Below are 20,594 nucleotides of genomic sequence, written 5' to 3'. Positions count from 1 at the left end.
AGGACATGAAGCTCATTCTCACCACTGAGGTCTCCGGGCTCGGCGCTCCCGGCGACGTTGTCGAGGTCAAGGACGGCTACGGCCGCAACTACCTCATTCCCCGTGGCTTCGCCATCCGCTGGACCCGCGGCGCCGAGTCGCAGGTCGCCTCGCTGAAGAAGGCCCGCGCCTCCCGCGAGATCCGCGACCTCGGCTCCGCCAAGGAGGTCGCCGGCCAGCTCGGCGCGCTCAAGGTCAAGCTGAAGACCCGCGCCGGCGAGTCCGGCCGGCTGTTCGGCTCGGTCACGACCGGTGACATCGCCGACGCCGTCAAGGCCGCCGGCGGTCCCCAGCTCGACCGCCGCCGGATCGAGATCGGCAACGCGATCAAGAGCGTCGGCACCCACAAGGTCAGCGTCCGGCTGCACCCGGAGGTCGCCGCCACCCTCGATGTCGAGGTGGTCGCGGGCTGACACCCGCCGCAGTCCGTCGAGGGCCCTTCTCCGTCCGCGGAGAGGGGCCCTTCGTCGTCCGAGCCGGGTGGACGAGCGTGAATTCCAGGATCTCCCCAGGTAAAGGGGGGTTCTACGGAACGCTAGTATCATCCCATCCGTTTTGACGGATTTCGTGGAAAGACCCCCTGATGGAGGCTGTGATGCGCCGTCCCTCTCTGCTGCTGGCGTCCGGTGCCCTCACGCTGGCGGCCGCCGCCTGCGCCCCGGCGAACGACGCCTCCACCACCGCGAGCTCCTCGGCGGGCACGTCGGCGGGCGCCTCCACGGGCGCCGACGCGTGTGCCAAGGAGAGCCTGAAGCTCACCACCCCCGGCAAGCTCACCATCGGCACGGACAAACCGGCGTACGAGCCGTGGTTCAAGAACGACGACCCCTCCAGCGGCCAGGGGTTCGAGAGCGCCGTCGCCTACGCGGTGGCCGGGCAGCTGGGCTTCACCAGGGACGAGGTCGCCTGGACGGTCGTGCCGTTCGACTCGTCGTTCGCCCCTGGGCCCAAGCAGTTCGACTTCGACGTCAACCAGATCTCCATCACCCCCGAGCGGGCCAAGGCCGTCGACTTCAGCCAGGGCTACTACACCGTCAAGCAGGGTGTGGTCGCCCTGGAGGGCGGCAAGTACGCCTCCGCCACCAGCCTCGCCGATCTCAAGGACGCCAAGATCGGCGTGCAGGCGGCCACCACCGCGCTGCAGGCCGTACAGGCGGTCATCCAGCCGGTTAAGGACCCGAGCGTGTTCAACCAGCAGGTCGACGCGATCACCGCGCTGAAGAACAAGCAGATCGACGCCATCGTCGTCGACCTGCCCACCGCCTTCTACGTCACGGCCGCGCAGGTGAAGGGCTCGAAGATCGTCGGCCAGTTCGCCGCGACCGGCGGCGAGCCGGAGGAGTTCGGCCTGCTGTTCCAGAAGGGCAGCTCCCTGGTGAGCTGCGTCGACAAGGCGCTCGGCGAGCTTCGGAGCTCCGGTGAGCTGGCGAAGATCGAAGGCGAGTGGCTGACCGCCGCCGCGGGCGCGCCGGAGCTCAAGTGACCGACGGGCACGCGTCGGCGCCGTACGGGCCGTCCGGCCGGGAGGACGATCCCGATCGCGATCCGGACGGGCCGGGCGATCCGCCGGAGTGGGTGAAGAGCGAGCGGCAGCTTCGCCGGGAGGCGGAGCTGCGCGCCCGCGGGCGGCGGTCGGTGTCCATCGCCACCGCCTCCACCATCGTCGTGGTGGTCGCCCTGGTCGTCGGGATCACCAAGTCGCCGGGGTGGCCGCGCGTCCAGGAGACCTTCCTCAGCCCCGAGGCGTTCGTCGCCGCGCTGCCCGACGTGCTGCGCGGGTTCCTGCTCAACATCAAGATCTTCCTCATCGCCGAGGCGTTCATCCTGGTGGTGGGCCTTCTCGTCGCGCTGGTGCGCGGCCTGCGCTCGCCGGTGTTCTTCCCGCTGCGCGCGCTGGCCGTGCTCTACACCGACGTCTTCCGCGGCATCCCGACCATCCTGCTCATCTACCTGGTCGGGTTCGGCATCCCGGCGCTCCAGTTGCAGGGCGCGCCGAGCGACCCCGTCACGCTCGGCATCATCGCGCTCGTCCTGTCCTACGGAGCGTACGTCGCGGAGGTGTTCCGGGCGGGGATCGAGTCGGTGCACCCCAGCCAGCGGGCCGCGGCCCGGTCGCTGGCCCTCACCCACGGCCAGACCATGCGCTACGTGGTGCTGCCCCAGGCCGTCCGCCGGGTGGTCCCGCCGCTGCTCAACGACTTCACCTCACTGCAGAAGGACACCGCCCTGGTCGCCGTGCTCGGGCCGCTGGAGGCGCTGCGGCAGGCGCAGATCCACGCCGCCATGTCCTTCAACTACACGCCCTATCTCGCCGCCGCGCTGCTGTTCATCGCCCTGACCGTGCCGATGGCGCGGCTCACCGACCATCTCGCCGCGCGAGTCGCCCGGCGCCAAGCGGGAGGCGGCACGGCATGAGCCTGCTCACGATCGAGGGCGTCTGGAAGCACTACCACGGGCAGAGCGTGCTGCGCGGAATCGACCTGGAGGTCGCCCCGCACGAGGTGGTCTGCCTGATCGGCGCGTCCGGCTCGGGCAAGTCGACGCTGCTGCGCTGCGTCAACCTGCTGGAGACGATCGACGACGGCGCGATCCACCTGGACGGGACGGAGATCACGGACCCGCGGGCCGACCCGGACGACGTGCGCCGCCGCATCGGCATGGTGTTCCAGGCCTACAACCTGTTCCCGCACATGACCGTGCTGGACAACATCACGCTCGCGCCGCGCAAGGTGCACGGCGTACGGGCGGAGGAGGCCGAGGCGCGGGCGCGTGAGCTGCTGGACAGGTTCGGGCTGGCCGCCAAGGCGGACGAGTATCCCGACCGGCTGTCCGGCGGACAGCAGCAGCGCGTCGCCGTGATCCGCGCGGTCGCGACCAGGCCGCGCCTGCTGCTGCTCGACGAGGTGACCTCCGCGCTCGACCCGACGCTGGTCACCGAGGTGCTGGGGATCATCCGCGAGCTCAAGGACACCGGGATGACCATGATCCTGGCCACCCACGAGATGGGCTTCGCCCGTGACATCGCCGACCAGGTCTGCTTCCTCGAAGGCGGCGTGCTGCTGGAGAGCGGTCCACCCGGGCAGATCTTCTCCGAGCCCCGGCATCCCCGCACCCGCGCGTTCCTCCAGCGCGTGCTGGAGGCCCGCCGCATGTGAGTCAGGTCGCCGTCCGCGAGGTGCCGGTCACCATCCAGGCGGTGCCGTACGCGCGGACGCCGAGCGTGACCAGCCGGGCGGCCATCCACGCGCCGAGCGCGAGCCACAGGGCGACCAGGGTGCCCGCCACCGCGGCGAACGGCAGGAAGGCCAGCGTCGTCCACAGCCCGGCGTGGGCGAGATAGCGCTGGTCGCCGGCGCCGATGAGCACCCCGTCCAGCACGAACACCACACCCGCGACGGGCTGGAGGAGGGCCACCGGCCACAGCACGGCCAGCAGTTCGGCGGCGGCCTCGCCCCGCGCGTCGAACAGGGCCGGGACCAGCGGCCGGGCGGCCAGCACGAGTGCGCCGAACACCACGCCGCAGGCGATGCCCCAGATCAGCATGCGCCGGGTCGCCGCGCGGGTGCCCGAGGTGTCTCCCGCGCCCAGCGCGCGGCCGGTGATGGCCTGACCGGCGATGGCGATCGCGTCGAGGGCGAAGGCGAGGAAGGTCCAGATCCGGGTGGCGATCGTGTGCGCGGCGATCTGCTCGTCGCCCATGCGGGTGGCGATCCCCGCGGCGACGAGCAGCACCGCCTGCAGGCACGCCGTACGGACGACCAGGGCCAGCCCGGCCGCTCCGGCGGCGCGCAGCCCCGCGAGGTCGGGCAGCAGCGAGGCGCCGTGCGCGCGGGCGGCGCGCACGACCATCACGAGATAGGCCGCCGCCGCGAGGGCCTGGGCGAGGACCGTGCCCCAGGCCGACCCGGCGAGCCCCCAGCCGAGCCCGAGCACGAACCAGGCGTTGAGCAGCCCGTTCAGCGCGAACGACGCCACGGAGACCACGAGCGGCGTACGCGTGTCCTGCATCCCCCGCAGCACGCCGGTGCCGGCGAGGACCAGCAGCATCGCGGGGATGCCGATGAGGCTGATGCGCAGGTAGGTGACGGCCTCCGTGGCGAGCTGGCCCACCGCTCCGAACAGGTGTACGATAAACGGAGCAAGAGGCCAGCACGCCACACCGACGGCCAGGCCGATGATCGCGGCCAGCCACAGGCCGTCCATCCCCTGGCGCATCGCCTGCCTGACGTCCCCCGCCCCAAGCCTCCGCGCGACCGCGGCCGTGGTGGCGTACGCGAGGAACACGCACAGCCCGACGAGAGCCGACAGGGCCGCGCTGGCCACACCGAGCGCGCCGAGCGCTGGATCGGGGAGGTGGCCGACGATGACCGAGTCGGTGAGCAGGAAGAGCGGCTCGGCCACGAGTGCCCCGAATGCCGGGATCGCGAGCCTCAGGATCTCCCTGTCGTGGGCGCGTCCGTGTCCTGTTCTGGAGGTAAGGGACATAAGCCTATTTTGCGGCTTACGAGGTCATGCTCGATCAGTATCGGGAATCCCTCTGCGACTTTCTTTCCTCCACAGGCGGTGGACAGTGAAACCGCAGGTAGCGATGGATTTCCCCGATGCGGCTGCTTGGCTGTCCACAGGCTCGTCCCCAGGCTTCCCACATGTCACGGGCGTGCCTGCACACGTTGTCCACAGGCTTGTCCACCGGCCGGGTTGCCGCCCCGCCCCGAGGTTGGGGAGACTGTCGCACCGGGTTGGGGATGCTGTGACCGCTGGGCAGGGGGTGTGAGGTGAGCGTGCTCGACTTCCCGGGAGGCCCGGGAGGCTCCGAATCGACGTTCGAGCGGACGCCGCCGCACAACATCGAGGCCGAGCAGTCGGTGCTGGGCGGCATGCTGCTGTCCAAGGACGCCATCGCCGACGTCATCGAGGTGCTGCGCGCCGACGACTTCTACCGGCCCGCCCACCAGATCGTCTTCGACGTGATCACCGATCTCTACGGCCGGGGCGAGCCCGCCGACTCGGTGACCGTCTTCGACGAACTGCAGAAGCGGGGCGAGGTCGCCCGCGTCGGCGGCGGCGCCTATCTGCACACCCTTACCGCGATCGTGCCCACCGCCGCGAACGCCGGCTACTACGCGAAGATCGTCCGGGAGCAGGCCGTCCTGCGGCGCCTCATCGAGGCGGGCACCCGCATCGTCTCCTACGGCTACGGCGGCCAGGGCGAGGAGGTCGACGACCTGGTCGACCGCGCCCAGGCCGAGATCTACAAGGTCACCGAGCGCCGCACCTCCGAGGACTACCTCCCGCTGTCGGACATCATGCCCGGCGCCCTGGACGAGATCGAGGCCATCGGCAGCCGCAGCGGCCAGATGGTCGGCGTCCCGACCGGCTTCCAGGACCTCGACGTCCTCACCAACGGCCTCCACCCCGGCCAGATGATCGTCGTGGCCGCCCGCCCCGCGATCGGAAAGAGCACCCTAGGTCTGGATTTCGCCCGGTCTGCGGCTATCAAGCATGGGATGACCACGGTCATCTTCTCGCTGGAGATGTCGCGCAACGAGATCACGATGCGCCTGCTGTCGGCGGAGGCGCGGGTCCCGCTGCACACGATGCGCTCGGGCACGATGAGCGACGACGACTGGACCCGGATGGCCCGCCGGATGGGGGAGGTCGCCGAGGCGCCGCTGTTCATCGACGACTCCCCGAACATGTCGATGATGGAGATCCGGGCCAAGTGCCGCCGCCTGAAGCAGCGGCACGACCTGCGCTTCGTGATCGTCGACTATCTGCAGCTCATGAGCTCGCCGAAGAAGACCGAGAGCCGCCAGCAGGAGGTCTCCGAGCTGTCCCGGGCGCTCAAGCTGCTGGCCAAGGAGCTGGAGGTGCCCGTCATCGCCATCTCCCAGCTCAACCGTGGTCCCGAGCAGAGAACGGACAAACGGCCTCAAGTGTCCGATCTTCGTGAATCGGGATCTATCGAGCAGGACGCCGACATGGTCATCCTGCTGCATCGGGAGGACGCGTACGAGCGGGAGTCGCCGCGCGCGGGCGAGGCGGACCTGATCGTGGCCAAGCACCGAAACGGCCCCACAGCCACGGTCACCGTCGCCTTCCAGGGCCACTACAGCCGTTTCGTCGACATGGCCACCCACTAGCGTGTCGCCCCGCGACGGGTGCCGAGTGTCTCAGCCGGTTGGGAACGACACCTTCGTCAGTTCTTCGGAGGCTCGCCAGACTCGCCGGGCGTCCTCGGTGCCGCGCAGGCGGGAGTAGAGCTTCTGTTCGGCGGGCGGGCCTCCGAGGTGGCCGAGTCCGCTCGGCCCGTAGAGGCCGCCGGGCCGGGCTTCGGGGGCCGTCGCGGCGTACAGGGCGGGGAGCGTGGCGGTCTCGACGGTCCCGAGGAGGATGCCCCGCCTGGACAGGGCGCCGATGAGCTTCCTGCCTCCTGTCTCCGTGTCGCGGCCGACTTCGGGCCGCGCGGCGAGCAGGTTGGTCGGGGCGACCCCAGGGTGGGAGAGGTTGCTCGTGATGCCCCAGCCGTGGGTCCGGCTGAGCCGGTCGAGTTCGAGGCCGAAGAGCCCGAAGGCGATCTTCGACTGGCTGTACGCCTTCATGCCGTCGTAGGAGCGTTCCCAGTTCAGATCCCGCCAGTTGATGGCGCCCCGGCTCGCGGCGACGCTGATCTGCGAGGTGACGCGGGCCTGTCCGGCGCGCAGCAGCGGAAGCAGGTGGGCCACCAGGGCGAAGTGGCCGAGGTGGTTGGTGCCGAACTGAAGCTCGAACCCGTCGGTGGTCGTCTGGCGGTCGGGCGGGGTCATCACCCCGGCATTGTTGATGAGGATGTGGATCGGGCGGCCCTCCTCGCGGAGGGTGTCGCCGAGGGCCGCGACGGAGGCGAGCGACGACAGGTCGAGGGCGTGAAGCGACACGTCGGCTCCGGGAGCCGCCTGCGAGATTCTGGCGACCGCCGCCTGGCCCTTGCGTGGGTTCCGTACCGGCAGGAGCACCTCGGCTCCGGCCGCGGCGAGCCTCGTCGCGATTCCGAGACCGATGCCGTCGCTCGCTCCGGTGACGAGGGCGCGCCGCCCCGTGAGGTCGGGCACGGTGATGTCGATGGGTTTGCGTGGCATGCGCTCCTCCTGGGGTCGTTTTCGTTGACCGTCTGCACTGGTTCTCCAATGTATGCAACAACTACATTGTATGCAATGCATACAAGGTAGTTGATGTTCGGACTAGGCTGGCGGTATGAAGAAGCGCCCCTACCACCACGGCGACCTCCGCGCTGCCCTGCTAGAACGGGCCGAGCAGACGCTGCGCGAGCGGGGATCGGGTGCGCTGTCGCTCCGGGAACTGGCCCGCGACCTCGGGGTGAGCCCCGCAGCGCCGAGTCGTCACTTCAAGACCAAGCAGGCACTGCTGGACGCGCTGGCCCTGGACGGATTCGAACGGCTTGTGGAAACCATCGCAGCCGCCCAGGACGGCGCCGGCCAGACGTTCGGCGAGCGCCTGAACGTAATGGCCCGGGCCTACGTGGGCTTCTGCGTGGCGAACGCCGCCCTGCTCGACCTGATGTTCTCGGCCAAGCACAGCCCGGAGGCGTCACAGGCGCTGGGGGCGGCCGCACGCCGGTGGATGGAGCAGAGCCTGGAACTGGTCAGTACCGGGCAGCGCCGAGGCGAGGTCCGCGAAGGGCCGCTGGACCGTATCGCCCTGACGGTGTTCGCTCCGCTACACGGGTACGTCGGCCTCACGGTGAGCGGCGTGCCGCTGCCCGAGACGGACGAGCAGGGACTCGACGACGTCATCGCGTCCATCATCCGAGGATGCAGGCCGGAATAGAGCCGTGCCGGCCGCGCTCGCGCTGCGCTGGAGTAGCTGCTGGAGGTGCCGGAGGGCACGCGGGCCTTCGAGCTGGGGCGGCCGCGCGCGCCGCCGATGAGGACGACGGCGCCGCGATGTAGCGGGCCATGAGGCGGTTGGAGGACGCGGCGCCGGACGGCTCACGCGGGCCGTGGGCCGGGCTCGGAGCTCTCGTGCGGCCTCTGGTGGGGCAGGGCCGCGATCCGGGCGGCCGCCCATTCGGCCCAGTCGCGCTGGGCGGCGGTCAGGCGCAGACCCCACTCCAGCGCGAGGTCTCCGTACAGCCGCAGCGCGTCCTCGCCCTGGCCGATGATCTGTTCGCGCACGCCGCGGAGCGCGGCGTGCTCCTTGCGGGCCTGTACGGCCAGCCTCTCCAGGTAGCCGTGGGCCTGGTCCGGCGCGACCGTGTCGAGGAAGAACACCCGCAGCAGCATGTCGCTGCGCCGGCTCTGCGTCGGCGGCTCCTCCACCAGCCAGTGGCGCAGCTCGGCGAGGCCCTCTCCGGTGATCCGATACTCCTTGCGTCCGCGCGGGCCCTCGGCGGCGACCTCGATCAGACCCTCGCGATCCAGGCGCGTCAGCTCCGAGTAGAGCTGGCTCTGGGTGGCCGGCCAGACGTTGGCCAGCGATATCTCGAACGTCTTCAGCAGGTCGTACCCGCTGGCCGGGCCGGCCGACAGCAGCCCCAGCAGTGCGTGACGAAGACTCATGCGCCAGATCCTACATTCCTGTGTTGACATGTCATCTCTGGAGCTTCTACTTTTGACATGTCACAAATGGAACGTCGCCCGAAGGAACCCGCCGTGCTCCGTTACGTCCTCACCTTCCTCCCCTGGATCGTCTTCTCCGTGCTCAGCACCAACGGCGAGGCGAGGTACGGAGCCGGGGCCGGTCTCCTCGTGGCGATCGTTCTGCTGGCCGTCGACCGCCGCGCGGGGCGCGGCTGGGACGAGATCGTCCTGGAGCTCAGCTCGGGCGTGTTCTTCGCGGCCCTCGCGCTCGTCGCCTTCACGGTCACCCCGGCGCCGCTCGGCGAGTACGGACCGGCCGTGTCGGTCGGCTGGCTGGCGCTCACCGCCTGGGGGTCGCTGGCGGTCCGCAGGCCGTTCACGCTGGGCATGGCCCGCCGTTCCACGGCCCCCGAGGTGCACGCGACCGAGATCTTCTACCAGGTCAACGCCGTCATCACCACCGTCTGGGCCGCCGCGTTCACGCTCACCGCCGTCGCGCTCGCCCTGCTGCTCGCCTTCGAGCCGCAGGCCACCGCCGCCCTCGTCACCGTGAAGGTCTGCGGTCTCGCACTGCCCGCCCTGTTCACGGTCCGCTACCCCCGGATCGTCCGCGCCCGTTACAACGCCGCCTGAAGCCGCCCGAAAACCGTCTGAAAGCCGTCTGGAAAGCCGTCTGGAAAGCCGTTCTGAAAGGAGCCACGAGACATGACCGCCTCCTACCTCTCCGGCCGCCTCGCCCCCGTACCCGACGAGATCGACGCGCTCGACCTGCCCGTGGAGGGCACGCTGCCGCCCGAGCTGACCGGCCGTTACTTCCGCAACGGGCCCAACCCCCGCCCCGGCGAAGAGCCCGGCCACTGGTTCGTCGGCCACGGGATGATCCACGGCATCCGGTTACGCGAGGGGCGTGCCGAGTGGTACCGCAACCGGTGGGTGCGCACCACCCGCCTCGACGGCGCGCCCTACCTCGGCGACAAGGGCGTCGACCTGGCCGCCGTCCCCGCGAACACCCATGTCGTCTCGCACGCCGACAAGATCTTCGCGCTGGTCGAGAACGGCCTGCCGTACGAGATGACGCCGGAGCTCGACACGGTCGGCCCCTGCGACTTCGGCGGCTGGCTCGCCACCGCGATGACCGCGCACCCCAAGGAGGACCCGGTCACCGGGGAGCTGCACTTCTTCGGGTACGGCTGGGCGCCGCCCTACCTCACCTACCACCGCCTGTCTGCTGCCGGCGAGCTGGTGGAGACCCGTGAGGTCGAGGTCCCCGGGCCCACGATGGCGCACGACTTCGCGATCACCGCGAACCACGTCGTCTGGCTCGACCTGCCGGTCGTCTTCGACGTGAACCTGGTGGGCCGGAGCATGCCGTATCGGTGGGACGACCTGTACGGCGCCCGGCTCGGCGTGATGAGCCGGCGCACCGGGAAGGTCCGGTGGTTCGAGATCGACCCCTGCTACGTCTTCCACGTGGGGAACGCGAGCGAGGACGAGCACGGGCGGATCGTCGTCGACGCCGTGCGTTACGCGCCGGGGGCGTTCCAGGCCTTCTGGCCGACCATCGGCGGCACGGCCAGCCCCGCCGCGCACACCGGCGGCGCGGCGCTGCACCGCTGGGTGCTCGACCCCGCGACCGGCGTGTCGAAGGACGAGGCCCTCGACGATCGGGACGTCGAGTTCCCCACCGTCAACGAGACGCTGACCGGCCTGCGCAGCCGCTACCTCTACGCGGTCACCAAGGACGCGATCGTGAAGTACGACACCGGCGCCGGCACGAGTCTGGCCCACGAGACGGGAGACCGTACGCCCGGTGAGGCCGTGTTCGTCCCCGCCGCCGGCGCAGTCAGCGAGGGCGGGGAGGACGCGGGCTGGCTGCTGTCGATCGCCGGTACCGACGACGGCGCCGAGCTGCTCGTGCTCGACGCGTCGGACCTGACCCAGGTCGCGTCGGTACGGCTGCCGCGGCGGGTGCCCGCCGGGTTCCACGGCTCGTGGATCCCCGACGCCTGAGGCCGCCGTCGCCCGTACGGCCCGCGCGGGAGGATCCGGCGCGGGCCGTACGGCCGGACGGCGCCGCGGCCTACGGGACGGGCCGGAAGTGGGTGGTGACCCGGCCGTCGTCGAGCACGTGCAGGGCGACGGCAGGAGGCAGGTCGTGGTCGACCGGCGGGTGCGCGGAGGTCTCGGACGGCAGCAGCCCCGTGTTCACCACTCCCGGCGCGACCAGCAGCGGCAGCCCGGCGAACGTCGTGGCCGCCGCGGTGTGCGCGTGCCCGGCCAGCACCGCGATGGCGTGCGGGTGACGGCCGAGGACCTCCGCCAGCCCCTCCGGCCGCTCCAGCCGGATGCCGTCCACGTACGGGATGCCGAGCGCGACCGGCGGGTGGTGCATGCCGACGAAGGCCGGAACTCCGGGGGTCGCGGCGAGCACCGAGTCGAGCCAGGCCAGCGTGTCGTCGCTCATCTCACCCTCGGGCCGCCCGGGAACGCTGGAGTCGCACAGCGCGATCGTCGCGTGGTCGAGGTTGAGCGCCTGGTTCACCGGGTGGTCGCCGTCCTGCTCCAGCAGGACCTTGCGGAGGTGGGCGCGCGTGTCGTGGTTGCCCGGGCACAGCACGAGCGGCACGTCGTCACCGGAGACGAGCTCACGGACGATCTCGTACTCCTCCATCGCGCCGTGGTCCGCCAGGTCACCGGTGAGCACGATCGCGTCGGGCCGCAGCGACCTCGCGTAGGTGAGCGCGCGTGCGGCGCGCGAGGTGTTCCGCTCGCTTCCGTCGATGTGGATGTCGCTGACGTGCGCCAGCACGAGCATGTGATACCTCCGGCCATGGATGGGGGGCTACAGCTTCTCACGTGAGAGCGCGGCGGACATGATCACGAGGCGCCGCCCCGGAAGCCGCCGCCCGCGTGCACATCCCGCGAGCCGCCGCCGGTGGGCCACCGCTCGCGAGCGCCGCCCGCGACCGCACCGTACGCCGTGAAACCGGTTCCGTCAGGACATCCGGGCGGAACCCTCCGACAGCCGTTGGGCGAGGATACCGGCCCGGGCCAGCTGCACCTTCCGTGCCTGGCCTGCCGCGAAGCCCAGCAGGAACCAGGCCGCGCCCACGTCGAGCCGGTCGGCCACCCGGGTTCCGGGCCCCTCGGGGGACAGATCGAACCGGTAGCCGAGCCGGACTCCGCCGGGGCTGCGCACCTGTCCGCGTACGGACAGGCCCTCGGTGAGGAGCGTCACGGCGATGGGGTTGTCGTAGCTGAGACCGAGGAAGCGGAACCGCTCGACGGAGGTGTACCGCACCACGCCCGGCTCGGACCGGTCGACGTCGCGTACGGCGACCACGAGCGGTGACAGGCCGACGTAACTCTCGGGCGTCGTGAGATGCGCGAAGACCTTCTCCGGAGCGGCGTCCACGTGGAACGTGTTGACCAGTACTCGTGTGGGCATTCCCGCCTCCTTCTGCTCAGGCACGGCCAAGGCACGTGTCGATGCACGAAGTGTGACAGAACGCCGGACGCCGGATGATCTCCGGATGATCACGAAGACGTGTCGCGCAGGAAGGCGGCGGTCGCGGCGTCCGCCGGGTAGAACGACTCGATGGCCAGTTCGGAGACCGTGATGTCGAGCGGCGTGCCGAAGGTGGCCACGATGCTGAAGAACGACAGCTCTTGCCCGGCCCGCCGCACCCGGAGCGGCACCAGGATGTCTCCGGGCCCGGGCAGCTCCACCTCGGGCTCGGGCTGGTCGCAGGGGTAGTCGCGCAGTTCGGCGTACAGCTCGGTGAGCCGGGGGTCGGCGGTGTGCGTGATCTGCCGCCGCAGCCGTCCGAGCAGGTGCGCCCGCCACTCGCCGAGGTTCAGGATGTGCGGCGCGAGACCCTCCGGATGCAGGCTCGCCCGCAGCACGTTGCCCATCAGGTCGGGATCGACGCCCTCGGCGAGCAGCGCGATCCCCTCGTTGGCGTCGACGAGGTCCCAGGCCCGGTCCACCACCACGGCCGGATAGGGGTCGTGGGCCGACAGCAGCCGGCGGATCGCCTCGCACACCGCCGCCATCCCCGGCGAGTTGAGCGGCGACTCCGCGTAGACCGGGGCGTACCCGGCGGCCAGCAGCAGGTGGTTGCGCTCGCGCAGCGGGAGATCCAGGTGCTCGGAGAGGTGGAGCACCATGTCGCGGCTCGGCGTGGAGCGGCCGGTCTCCAGGAAGCTGATGTGCCGAGTGGAGATCTCGGCGCGGTTGGAGAGGTCGAGCTGGCTGAGCCGCCGGTGCTCGCGCCACCGGCGCAGGAGCTCACCGAACGGCCGCTGGTGGATCTGGGCGACGGTCACGCCCCGACGCTATCCCCGTCCGCACAGCCGGGCGATTACCCCCGGGGTAACCACCGGGCCCCACGTGACCGGTCGCGGCCCGTCCCGTGCCCCCGCCCCCGCGACGGGCACGGAATGGGCCGCCTTCCACCGCACCGGTCTCACCGCACGGCTCTCACCGCACGGCTCTCACCGCACCGGTCTCACTGCCAGCGGAACATCCGGGCCGCGGCGAGCCCGGCGGCCAGCGCCCAGCCCGCCAGTACGGCGAGGTGGACGGCCTGGGGACCCCCGCCGCCCAGCGCGTCCGTGAGCGCCTGCCCGAAGGCCCCGGTGGGCGTGAAGTCGCTGATCCGGCGCAGCAGCTCCGGCATGAGCGGCCTGGGCAGCCACATCCCGGCCAGGAACAGCAGCGGGAACATGAGCGCGGCCCCCGCACCCTGGACGACCTTGGAGTTCGGCGCCACGGCGGCGAGGAGGAGCCCGATGGCGAGCATGGTGGTCGAGCCGAGGACGAAGACCCCCGCGAACGCCCAGGGCGAGCGGGGCGGCGGCACCCCGAGGAACAGGTGCCCCAGCCCCAGCGTCAGCGTCGTCGCGACCACGGCCACGCCCACGTTGATCAGCAGTTGCGCGGACAGCAGGGCCCCGGGCCGTACCGGCGTCGTGGACAGCCGCCGCAGCACGCCGCGCTCGCGGTAGGTCACCAGGACCGCCGGCAGCGCGCTGAGCCCGAGCGTCACGACCGACAGCAGCACCATCATCGAGGTGAAGGGCGCGTCCACGAAGCGCTGCCCGCCGAGGGACGGGTCCGCGTCGCGGAAGCCGGGAATCGTGGCGCCGAGGGTCAGCAGCAGCGCGACCGGCAGCACGACCGCGAAGAACACGGCGGCGGGCTCACGGAGGAAGAGCCGGGCCTCCACGGCCGCGATCCGGACGAGAACCCCTGTAGGGGCGGTGGTCATGACTCCTCCTGGGAGGGTGCGTGAGAGGGTCCGTACGAGGGGTCGGTGAGGGCGAGGAACGCGTCGTCGAGGGTGGTGCGCTCCATGCGGAGGCCACGCATCAGGGACGCGGGCAGCACCGCCGTCACCGCGCTCAGCAGGTCGCCGGTGCCGGTGACGGTGACCTCCCCGGCGTCGCCCCCGCCGTCCTCCGCGCCCCGCACCGAGCCCTCCACCGTGCCCTCAACCGTGCCCTCCACGGTGGCCGACGTCACCTCGGGCAGCGCCCGCAGGCCCGTGACCTGCGCATGCGTCAGCGGCCTCTCCGTACGGAAGACCAGGCGCTGCTCGCCGCCGGCGCGGGCGACGAGCCCGGCGGGCGTGTCGACCGCGCGCACCCGGCCGCGCGAGATGACCGCGACCCGGTCGCACAGCCGCTCCACCTCCTCCATGAAGTGGGTGACGAGCAGGACCGTCACGCCCCGGTCCCTGATCCGGGTGACCAGTTCCCAGGTCTCCCGCCGGGCCTGCGGATCGAGGCCGGTGGTGAGCTCGTCGAGGATCGCGACGCGCGGGCTGCCCACCAGCGCGAGCGCGACCGACAGCCGCTGGCGCTGCCCGCCGGAGAGGGTGGCGAACGACGCGCGGAGGTCGAGCCCGGCGTCGGCGGCCAGCGCCCGCCAGTCGGCGGGACGGCGATAGAACGACGCGTAGAGCGACAGCGCCTCCCCGACCCGGATCTTGTCGGGCAGCGAGCACTCCTGGAGCTGCACGCCGACCTGTTCCTTCAGGTCCGCGGCTACGCCGCCGTCCGGGCCGATGTCCAGATCGATCGTGCCCGCCGTGGGGGTGCGCAGCCCGGCGACGCACTCGACCGTCGTCGTCTTGCCGGCCCCGTTGCGGCCGACGATGCCGAAGACCTCGCCCTCCTCCACGGAGAACGACACGTCCTCGACCGCCACGCGTGCCCCGTACGTCTTGCGGAGGTGGTCCACGGTGATGATTGCCATGCCGACGACGTTAGAAATCAGGCGGGCCGCCCGGAATGCGGCTGCGGACCCGGCGGGGGTGTACTTTCCCCCACCCCTGCCGGGGGTCCGGGGCCACTGTGCGGAACCGCCCGGAACTCGCAGACTGGACGCATGACCGCAGCTCGCCGTACCCTCGTCGCACTCGGCAGGGGCGCAGCCCTCGCCGGCCTCGCCCTGCTGGGCCTGGCCGCCGCCCTGGTGATGCTGACGGCGGCGCTGCTCACCTTCCTGCTCGGCCTGGTCTTCGCCCTGCCCCCGGCCGTACGGCTCACGCGGGCCGTGACCGGGCTGGCGCGCGATCTGTCCGGGCGCTGGTCGGGCGTGCCGGTGGACGACCCCTACCTGCCGGCGCCGTCCCCGCCGGTGCCGCAGGCGGACGGCTGGTACCGCGACGGCCGCACCCTGTACAAGAAGCCCACGATCCCCGCCTTCAACAAGCGGTGGAACTGGATGATCAAGGATCCGGCGACCTGGCGCGACCTCGCCTATCTGCTCGCCGCGCCGGTGACCTGCGGACTCGTGGCCGCCGCTCCGCTGCTCACGACCGCGTACGGCGTGCTGCGGCTGGCCGGAGGCGACCCCCTGGGTGTGGTGTGGATCCTGCTCGCGGCGGGCGTCGCTTACTGGTACGCGCCGTGGGCCCTGCGCGTCCACGGAGGCGTCGCCGCCGTGCTCCTCGGGCCCACGGAGAAGACGCGGCTGGCCCGGCGGGTCAGCCACCTGGACGCGGCGCGCACCGAGGTCGTCGACTCGCAGGCCGCCGAGCTGCGGCGGATCGAACGCGACCTGCACGACGGCGCCCAGGCCCGTCTCGTCGCGATCGGGATGACGATCGGCGCGGCCGAGCAGCTGCTGGAGACCGACCCGCGGGCCGCCCGGGCGCTGCTGGACAAGGCGCGGGACGCCTCGGCGGCCGCGCTGCAGGACATCCGGCGGCTGGTGCGCGGCATCCATCCCCCCGTGCTCGCCGAACGCGGTCTCGGCGACGCCGTACGCGCGCTGGCCCTGGACAGCCCGCTGCGCGTCCATGTGACCGTCGACGTGCCGGAGCGCGCGTCCGCGCCGCTGGAGTCCGCGGCGTACTTCGCGGTCAGCGAGCTGCTGGCGAACGCCGCCCGGCACGGCGACGCGACCGAGGCGTGGGTGGACGTGAGCGCGCGGGGTCCCGCGCTGCGGGTGACGGTGACCGACGACGGCCGCGGCGGCGCGGACCCCGGGCGTGGCACCGGCCTGCGCGGCATCGAGCGCAGGCTCGGGGCGTTCGACGGCGTGTTCGCGCTGAGCAGCCCGGCGGGCGGCCCGACCACGGCGGTCGTCGAGCTGCCGCGGGCCTTCCCGCTGCGGGTGGCGCCCCGGTCTCCGTGGCGCCTTCTCGGCGGCGTCTGCTGGGCGCTGTGGCCGATCGCGCTGTTCCCGCAGGGGCTGGTGGCGATGGTGCTCAAACTGGCCGGTTCGCCGGTGAGGTCCTGGTTCCTGGGGCTGTACATGCCCGAGCCCTTCCAGTGGCCGGTCATCGTCGGCATGATGCTGCTCGGCGGCGGCCTGCTGACCGTCGCGCTGACCACGACGGCACGGGCCATGCGGGAGAAGGAGAGCGGGTGCGGGTAGTCCTGGCGGAGGATCTGCACCTGCTGCGGGAGGGCCTGGTCCACCTGTTGCGCGCGCACGGCTTCGAGGTCGTCGCCGCGGTCGAGTCCGGCCCGGAGCTGCTCGCCGCGCTGGTCGGCGAACGTCCGGACGTGGCAGTGGTCGACGTACGGCTGCCGCCGACGTTCACCGACGAGGGGCTGCAGGCCGCGCTCGCCGCGCGGCGGCGGGTGCCGGGGCTGCCGGTGCTCGTGCTCTCCCAGCATGTCGAGCAGCTGTACGCCAGGGAGCTGCTGGCCGACGGCTCGGGCGGGGTCGGCTACCTGCTGAAGGACCGGGTGTTCAACGGCGAGCAGTTCGTCGACGCCGTACGTCGCGTCGCGGCGGGCGGCACGGCGATGGACCCGGAGGTCATCGCGAGGCTCCTGGCCAGCAACTCGCGCAACGAGCCGCTCGGCCGGCTCACCCCCCGGGAGCGGGAGGTGCTGGAACTGATGGCGGAGGGCAGGTCGAACGCCGCCATCGGGCAGCGGCTGTTCCTCAGCGACAGCGCGGTGGGCAAGCACACCGCGAACATCTTCGCCAAGCTCGGCCTGGCGCCCTCCGACGACGACAACCGCCGGGTGCTCGCGGTGCTGGCCTTCCTCGGCAGCAGGCCCAGCTGAACCGTGTGACCGGCCCCTGGAATGTCGGTGCTGGGCGCTACCTTGGGGAATCGAGTCGTGGCACAGGCAGGTGGCACAGGCAGGAGGTCGGGATGAAATTCCAGGTGAACCGCGACGTGCTCGCCGAAGCGGTGGCGTGGGCGGCCCGGGTGCTCCCGGCCAGGCCCGCGGTGCCCGTCCTCGCGGGGCTGCTGCTGGAGGCGGGGGACGACCTGCGGGTGTCCGCCTTCGACTACGACGTGTCGGCGCGGGCCGACGTCGAGGCCGAGGTGGCGGAGCCGGGGCGGGTGCTGATCCCGGGGAAGGTCCTGGCGGAGGTCACCCGCAGCCTTCCGGCACGCCCCGTCGAGATCGCCACCAGCGGCTCGGAGGCCGTGCTCACCTGCGGCAGCGCCGAGTTCGGCCTGCTGACCATGCCGGACGAGGACTTCCCCGCGATGCCGCCGATGCCGCCGAGGGTCGGTGCCGTGGGCGGGGGTGTCTTCGCCACCGCCGTCAACCAGGTCGCGCCCGCCGCGAGCCGCGACGACACGCTGCCCATGCTCACGGGCATCCGGATGGACATCGAGGACGTCCGGGTCTCCCTGGCCGCCACCGACCGCTACCGCATCGCGGCGAGCGAGTTCCTGTGGCACCCGGAGCGGCAGGAGGAGCGGCACGGTGTGGTCGTGCCGGCGCGGGTGCTGGTCGAGGTGGCGCGCTCGCTGCGCGGGGGCGAGGTGGCGGTCGGGCTCGGCGACAACGTGGCCGGATTCGAGAGCCAGGGCCGCACCACCACCGTCCGGCTGCTCGACGAGCAGTTCATCGACTACCGGGCCCGGCTGACCGAGCAGTGGCCGATCCACGCCGACGTCCCGGTGGGGCCGTTCGTGGAGGCCGTCAAGCGGGTGACGCTGGTCGCCGAGCGCAACACCGCGGTCCGGCTGTCGTTCTCCCCGGGACAGGTGCTGATCCAGGCCGGCGGCGGCGACATCGGCAGGGGCGCGGAGGTCGTCGAGGCCGAGCTGGAAGGCCCGGACATCCAGATCGCCTTCCAGCCCCACTTCCTGCTCGACGGCCTCGCGGGCGTCGGGACCGAGCGGGCGCGCGTCCACCTGGACTCGCCGACCCGGCCCGCCCTGGTCACGGACGAGGGCGACGACCCCGGCTACCGCTACCTGGTGATGTCCCTGCGGCTCGGCTGACCTCGCGGTCCCGGTTCTGGGAGCCGGAGGGCGGCTCAGGAGGTCAGCGTCGCCGACTCGGTGAGGGCGATGAGGATGTGCTCCATGCACGCGTGACCCGCCCGCTCCGCCGCGGTGGCGTCACCGGCGACGATCGCGCGGACGATGGCGTCGTGGGGGATGTAGTTCTGCTCCAGCGAGCCGCCGGCAGCGGCGATGCTCGCCCGGAGCGCCGCCGAGAAGTCGACGTACAGGTCGATCAGCACCGTGTTGTGCGTGGCTTCGACGACCGCGACGTGGAAGGCGAGGTCGGACTCGACGAACGCCTCCGCGTCGCCGTCCGCCCACGCCTTCTCCCGCGCGGCCAGCGCGGCCTCGATGGACGCGATGTCCTGGTCGGTGCGCCGCGTCGCGGCGAGCCGGGCCGCCTCGACCTCCAGGGCACGACGCACCTCGAGGATCTCCAGCTGCTCGGCCGCCCGCAGCCGCCGGGCCATCGCGCCCGAGAGCTCACTTGTGGCCCGAACATACGTGCCGTCGCCCTGGCGGCACTCCAGCAGCCCGGCGTGCGTCAGTGCCCGCACCGCTTCGCGGACGGTGTTCCGGCCGACTCCGAGATGCTCGGCGAGCACGGTCTCGGTGGGAATCTTGGCATGCATCTGCCAGGAGCCGGAGGTGATCTGCTCCTTGAGCTGGTCGATCACCTGGTCCACGAGAGACGCCCGCTGCGCCGTCCGCAGGCTCACAGTCAGCCTCCTTTGGGTAGCCAATCATCCGATGATGGAATGAGTGGTCGACCCTAATTATTCCAGAGCTTCCGGAACAAATCCGGAGCTCCAGGGAGGCTACCGAGCGAGCGCCGCCGCGGTGGTGGAGCCCGGTATGTTCACGCGGATCCCCACGGCTTCCAGGGCTCTACGATATGCCTCCGTCTGCTGGTTGAGAGCACCGGCCTGACCCCACAGGTCGCCGAGCGTCCGCCAGGCCCGGGCGGTGTCCCGGTCCGGCGTCTCGCCGCCCAGCAGGTCATGGGCCCGGGTGAGCGCGGGCGCCGGGTCTTCGGACCGTGCCAAAGCGATCTCGGCGAGCACCATGTTCGCGGTGGCCGCTGTGGTCCCCCGGGCGTCGCCCAGCCGAACCAGTGCCTCGTCGGCGAGTTCGAGTGCGGATTCCGTGTCTCCCGTCCGCAGCCGTACCGAACTCAGCACCACGAGACCCCTCGCGTGCTCCCGTCGCTCGGCCGGGAATCGGGCGAAAACCCCCACGGCGGACGCCGCCAGCTTGTTGGCTCGATCCAAATCCGCACCTTCGGGATCCGCCGCTGTGATCCGGGCCCAGTGCATCGCGATGCGGGCGCACCGGAGGGCGATCCGGGCCGGGCGGCCGGCCGCGAGGGCGTCCTCGGCGAGCTGCACGGCCAGGGCTGAGTCCTCGCCTTCGCCCGCCGTCACGCTCGCCTGCCACAACGCGAGGATCTCTCCGCTGCGGTCGGCGGCCTGCGGCAGTCCCGCGCTGTCCAGCACCCGCTCGACGTACGGCAGGCCGGTCTCGGCCTCCACGAGCGCCAGCGCGAGCTCGACGGCGAGGTCGCCCTCGATCACGCCGAGCCGGTCGACCTGGCCGAGCGCGTGGGCGCCGAGGTCGCGGGCGCGCAACCGGTCTCCGGCCCGCTGGTAGCAGCGGCACAGCGCGATGGTCAGCGGGAGGTCGGCGAGGCGCTCGGGATGCGCGGTGGCCTCACGGCGCAGCCGCTCGTACGCCTCGACGGCCCGGCCGACGCGGCCCTGGGCCTCCAGCGCCCGCGCCACGCCGAGCCGCGCGTGCGCGGCCAGCATCGCGTTGTCCTCGCCCGCCGCCTTGGCGATCTCGCCGAAGCGGTCGGCGGCCACGGCGGGGTCGCCGTGGTACAGCTCCAGCTCGGCGTGCCGGAGGCCGAGCTCGGTGTCGATGCGCTGCCGAGGCTCTATCCCGTGAAGCAGGAACTCGGTGGTGCAACCGAGACGCTCGGCGAGCAGCCGGGCGACGACCGGCGTTGGCGTCCGCTTTCCGGACTCGATGAGTGAGACATAACTGTCGGATAGGTCGGGTCCGGCCAACTGGGCCTGCGACATTCGCCTGCTCAACCGCAGTCCGCGGACGCGGTCACCGATGGTTCCCTGACTCGGCATCTGATCTCTCAGGGCGGGGGAAGGGTCAATAGTGTCGCCATAATGGCACGAAGCGACCGATTCGTGTAACCCTCCGTCAAGAATCACGACGGTGAAGGTTCGATCACGGT

Annotated in this window: 21 protein-coding genes; 11 read left to right on the top strand and 10 right to left on the bottom strand. The window is 71.7% G+C overall.

The window, feature by feature from the left end; all coding sequences use genetic code 11:
- The first annotated feature begins 5 nt into the window (after window positions 1-5).
- From rplI to HHX40_RS24945, 4 genes are all read left to right on the top strand, one after another.
- The gene (gene rplI / locus HHX40_RS24960) at window positions 6-452 is read left to right on the top strand and encodes a 50S ribosomal protein L9 (protein WP_117408409.1); all 447 of its coding nucleotides are present in this window, start codon (window positions 6-8) and stop codon (window positions 450-452) included.
- Window positions 453-634: 182 nt separating this feature from the next.
- Entirely contained in the window at window positions 635-1,522 is an 888-nt protein-coding gene (locus HHX40_RS24955; RefSeq protein WP_182882533.1) for an ABC transporter substrate-binding protein, read from the top strand.
- Entirely contained in the window at window positions 1,519-2,454 is a 936-nt protein-coding gene (locus HHX40_RS24950; RefSeq protein WP_310738263.1) for an amino acid ABC transporter permease, read from the top strand. Before HHX40_RS24955 ends, HHX40_RS24950 begins: the two co-directional genes overlap by 4 nt.
- Window positions 2,451-3,194, top strand: a complete 744-nt coding sequence (locus tag HHX40_RS24945) for an amino acid ABC transporter ATP-binding protein (RefSeq protein ID WP_182882531.1) — start codon at window positions 2,451-2,453, stop codon at window positions 3,192-3,194. Before HHX40_RS24950 ends, HHX40_RS24945 begins: the two co-directional genes overlap by 4 nt.
- Before the next feature lies 1 nt (window position 3,195).
- Here HHX40_RS24945 and HHX40_RS24940 read toward each other — a convergent pair whose 3' ends face one another.
- Window positions 3,196-4,524 carry an MATE family efflux transporter gene (locus tag HHX40_RS24940; RefSeq protein ID WP_182882530.1) on the bottom strand — a complete coding sequence of 443 codons (1,329 nt, stop codon included), beginning with the start codon at window positions 4,522-4,524 and terminating at the stop codon, window positions 3,196-3,198.
- 290 nt (window positions 4,525-4,814) lie between these two features.
- Here HHX40_RS24940 and dnaB point away from each other — a divergent pair, with 290 nt between their 5' ends.
- Window positions 4,815-6,182, top strand: coding sequence for a replicative DNA helicase (gene dnaB, locus HHX40_RS24935; protein ID WP_182873222.1), 1,368 nt, complete (start codon window positions 4,815-4,817; stop codon window positions 6,180-6,182).
- A 30-nt stretch (window positions 6,183-6,212) separates the two neighbouring features.
- Here dnaB and HHX40_RS24930 read toward each other — a convergent pair whose 3' ends face one another.
- On the bottom strand, window positions 6,213-7,157 hold the full coding sequence (locus HHX40_RS24930; protein ID WP_182882529.1) for an SDR family oxidoreductase: 945 nt from the start codon (window positions 7,155-7,157) through the stop codon (window positions 6,213-6,215).
- A 115-nt stretch (window positions 7,158-7,272) separates the two neighbouring features.
- Here HHX40_RS24930 and HHX40_RS24925 point away from each other — a divergent pair, with 115 nt between their 5' ends.
- Window positions 7,273-7,866 carry a TetR/AcrR family transcriptional regulator gene (locus tag HHX40_RS24925; RefSeq protein WP_182882528.1) on the top strand — a complete coding sequence of 198 codons (594 nt, stop codon included), beginning with the start codon at window positions 7,273-7,275 and terminating at the stop codon, window positions 7,864-7,866.
- Window positions 7,867-8,027: 161 nt separating this feature from the next.
- Here HHX40_RS24925 and HHX40_RS24920 read toward each other — a convergent pair whose 3' ends face one another.
- Complete coding sequence (locus HHX40_RS24920; protein WP_182882527.1) at window positions 8,028-8,597, bottom strand: PadR family transcriptional regulator; 570 nt, start codon at window positions 8,595-8,597, stop codon at window positions 8,028-8,030.
- Window positions 8,598-8,690: 93 nt separating this feature from the next.
- Here HHX40_RS24920 and HHX40_RS24915 point away from each other — a divergent pair, with 93 nt between their 5' ends.
- On the top strand, window positions 8,691-9,251 hold the full coding sequence (locus HHX40_RS24915) for a hypothetical protein (protein WP_259403892.1): 561 nt from the start codon (window positions 8,691-8,693) through the stop codon (window positions 9,249-9,251).
- Window positions 9,252-9,323: 72 nt separating this feature from the next.
- Window positions 9,324-10,628: a carotenoid oxygenase family protein gene (locus HHX40_RS24910; RefSeq protein ID WP_182882525.1), complete on the top strand. Its 1,305-nt coding sequence runs from the start codon at window positions 9,324-9,326 to the stop codon at window positions 10,626-10,628.
- A gap of 70 nt (window positions 10,629-10,698) precedes the next feature.
- Here the strand turns inward: HHX40_RS24910 and HHX40_RS24905 are convergent, their stop codons facing one another.
- The 5 genes from HHX40_RS24905 to HHX40_RS24885 form a co-directional block, all read right to left on the bottom strand.
- Complete coding sequence (locus HHX40_RS24905; protein WP_182882524.1) at window positions 10,699-11,433, bottom strand: metallophosphoesterase; 735 nt, start codon at window positions 11,431-11,433, stop codon at window positions 10,699-10,701.
- Window positions 11,434-11,613: 180 nt separating this feature from the next.
- Window positions 11,614-12,066 carry an SRPBCC family protein gene (locus tag HHX40_RS24900; protein ID WP_182882523.1) on the bottom strand — a complete coding sequence of 151 codons (453 nt, stop codon included), beginning with the start codon at window positions 12,064-12,066 and terminating at the stop codon, window positions 11,614-11,616.
- Between the two features lie 89 nt (window positions 12,067-12,155).
- Window positions 12,156-12,947 (bottom strand): helix-turn-helix domain-containing protein, encoded by a 792-nt coding sequence (locus HHX40_RS24895; RefSeq protein WP_182882522.1) that lies wholly within the window; start codon window positions 12,945-12,947, stop codon window positions 12,156-12,158.
- A gap of 182 nt (window positions 12,948-13,129) precedes the next feature.
- Complete coding sequence (locus tag HHX40_RS24890) at window positions 13,130-13,891, bottom strand: ABC transporter permease (RefSeq protein ID WP_182882521.1); 762 nt, start codon at window positions 13,889-13,891, stop codon at window positions 13,130-13,132.
- The gene (locus HHX40_RS24885) at window positions 13,888-14,880 is read right to left on the bottom strand and encodes an ABC transporter ATP-binding protein (protein ID WP_182882520.1); all 993 of its coding nucleotides are present in this window, start codon (window positions 14,878-14,880) and stop codon (window positions 13,888-13,890) included. Before HHX40_RS24885 ends, HHX40_RS24890 begins: the two co-directional genes overlap by 4 nt.
- Window positions 14,881-15,012: 132 nt before the next feature.
- On the opposite strand from HHX40_RS24885, the gene HHX40_RS24880 reads away from it, so the two are divergent.
- The 3 genes from HHX40_RS24880 to dnaN all read left to right on the top strand — a co-directional run bounded on the left by HHX40_RS24880 (window position 15,013) and on the right by dnaN (window position 18,337).
- Entirely contained in the window at window positions 15,013-16,509 is a 1,497-nt protein-coding gene (locus HHX40_RS24880; RefSeq protein WP_182882519.1) for a sensor histidine kinase, read from the top strand.
- The gene (locus HHX40_RS24875; RefSeq protein ID WP_117408395.1) at window positions 16,500-17,153 is read left to right on the top strand and encodes a response regulator transcription factor; all 654 of its coding nucleotides are present in this window, start codon (window positions 16,500-16,502) and stop codon (window positions 17,151-17,153) included. The genes HHX40_RS24880 and HHX40_RS24875 overlap by 10 nt, the downstream gene beginning before the upstream one ends.
- 92 nt (window positions 17,154-17,245) lie before the next feature.
- Entirely contained in the window at window positions 17,246-18,337 is a 1,092-nt protein-coding gene (gene dnaN, locus HHX40_RS24870; RefSeq protein WP_117408394.1) for a DNA polymerase III subunit beta, read from the top strand.
- 35 nt (window positions 18,338-18,372) lie between these two features.
- Here dnaN and HHX40_RS24865 read toward each other — a convergent pair whose 3' ends face one another.
- Together HHX40_RS24865 and HHX40_RS24860 are read right to left on the bottom strand one after the other, a co-directional pair.
- A complete protein-coding gene (locus HHX40_RS24865; protein ID WP_117408393.1) occupies window positions 18,373-19,062 on the bottom strand; it encodes a FadR/GntR family transcriptional regulator in 690 nt (229 codons plus the stop codon).
- Between the two features lie 99 nt (window positions 19,063-19,161).
- A complete protein-coding gene (locus HHX40_RS24860) occupies window positions 19,162-20,439 on the bottom strand; it encodes a helix-turn-helix domain-containing protein (protein ID WP_259403891.1) in 1,278 nt (425 codons plus the stop codon).
- Window positions 20,440-20,594: the final 155 nt, after the last annotated feature.

The organism is Microbispora sp. H10949 (assembly GCF_014161435.1).
In the GTDB taxonomy this organism is placed as follows: domain Bacteria; phylum Actinomycetota; class Actinomycetes; order Streptosporangiales; family Streptosporangiaceae; genus Microbispora; species Microbispora triticiradicis.
Note: the sequence above shows the minus strand (reverse complement) of the source record. Positions and strands in the feature narration are given on the sequence as shown.

What these genes read in the sequence shown, in the direction of transcription:
- HHX40_RS24885 (WP_182882520.1), bottom strand. Translation starts at nt 14,880, where the DNA reads ATGGCAATCATCACCGTGGACCACCTCCGCAAGACGTACGGGGCACGC.
- HHX40_RS24910 (WP_182882525.1), top strand. Translation starts at nt 9,324, where the DNA reads ATGACCGCCTCCTACCTCTCCGGCCGCCTCGCCCCCGTACCCGACGAG.
- HHX40_RS24905 (WP_182882524.1), bottom strand. Translation starts at nt 11,433, where the DNA reads ATGCTCGTGCTGGCGCACGTCAGCGACATCCACATCGACGGAAGCGAG.
- rplI (WP_117408409.1), top strand. Translation starts at nt 6, where the DNA reads ATGAAGCTCATTCTCACCACTGAGGTCTCCGGGCTCGGCGCTCCCGGC.
- HHX40_RS24890 (WP_182882521.1), bottom strand. Translation starts at nt 13,891, where the DNA reads ATGACCACCGCCCCTACAGGGGTTCTCGTCCGGATCGCGGCCGTGGAG.
- HHX40_RS24900 (WP_182882523.1), bottom strand. Translation starts at nt 12,066, where the DNA reads ATGCCCACACGAGTACTGGTCAACACGTTCCACGTGGACGCCGCTCCG.
- HHX40_RS24930 (WP_182882529.1), bottom strand. Translation starts at nt 7,157, where the DNA reads ATGCCACGCAAACCCATCGACATCACCGTGCCCGACCTCACGGGGCGG.
- HHX40_RS24955 (WP_182882533.1), top strand. Translation starts at nt 635, where the DNA reads ATGCGCCGTCCCTCTCTGCTGCTGGCGTCCGGTGCCCTCACGCTGGCG.
- HHX40_RS24940 (WP_182882530.1), bottom strand. Translation starts at nt 4,524, where the DNA reads ATGTCCCTTACCTCCAGAACAGGACACGGACGCGCCCACGACAGGGAG.
- HHX40_RS24880 (WP_182882519.1), top strand. Translation starts at nt 15,013, where the DNA reads ATGACCGCAGCTCGCCGTACCCTCGTCGCACTCGGCAGGGGCGCAGCC.
- dnaN (WP_117408394.1), top strand. Translation starts at nt 17,246, where the DNA reads ATGAAATTCCAGGTGAACCGCGACGTGCTCGCCGAAGCGGTGGCGTGG.
- HHX40_RS24945 (WP_182882531.1), top strand. Translation starts at nt 2,451, where the DNA reads ATGAGCCTGCTCACGATCGAGGGCGTCTGGAAGCACTACCACGGGCAG.
- HHX40_RS24920 (WP_182882527.1), bottom strand. Translation starts at nt 8,597, where the DNA reads ATGAGTCTTCGTCACGCACTGCTGGGGCTGCTGTCGGCCGGCCCGGCC.
- HHX40_RS24925 (WP_182882528.1), top strand. Translation starts at nt 7,273, where the DNA reads ATGAAGAAGCGCCCCTACCACCACGGCGACCTCCGCGCTGCCCTGCTA.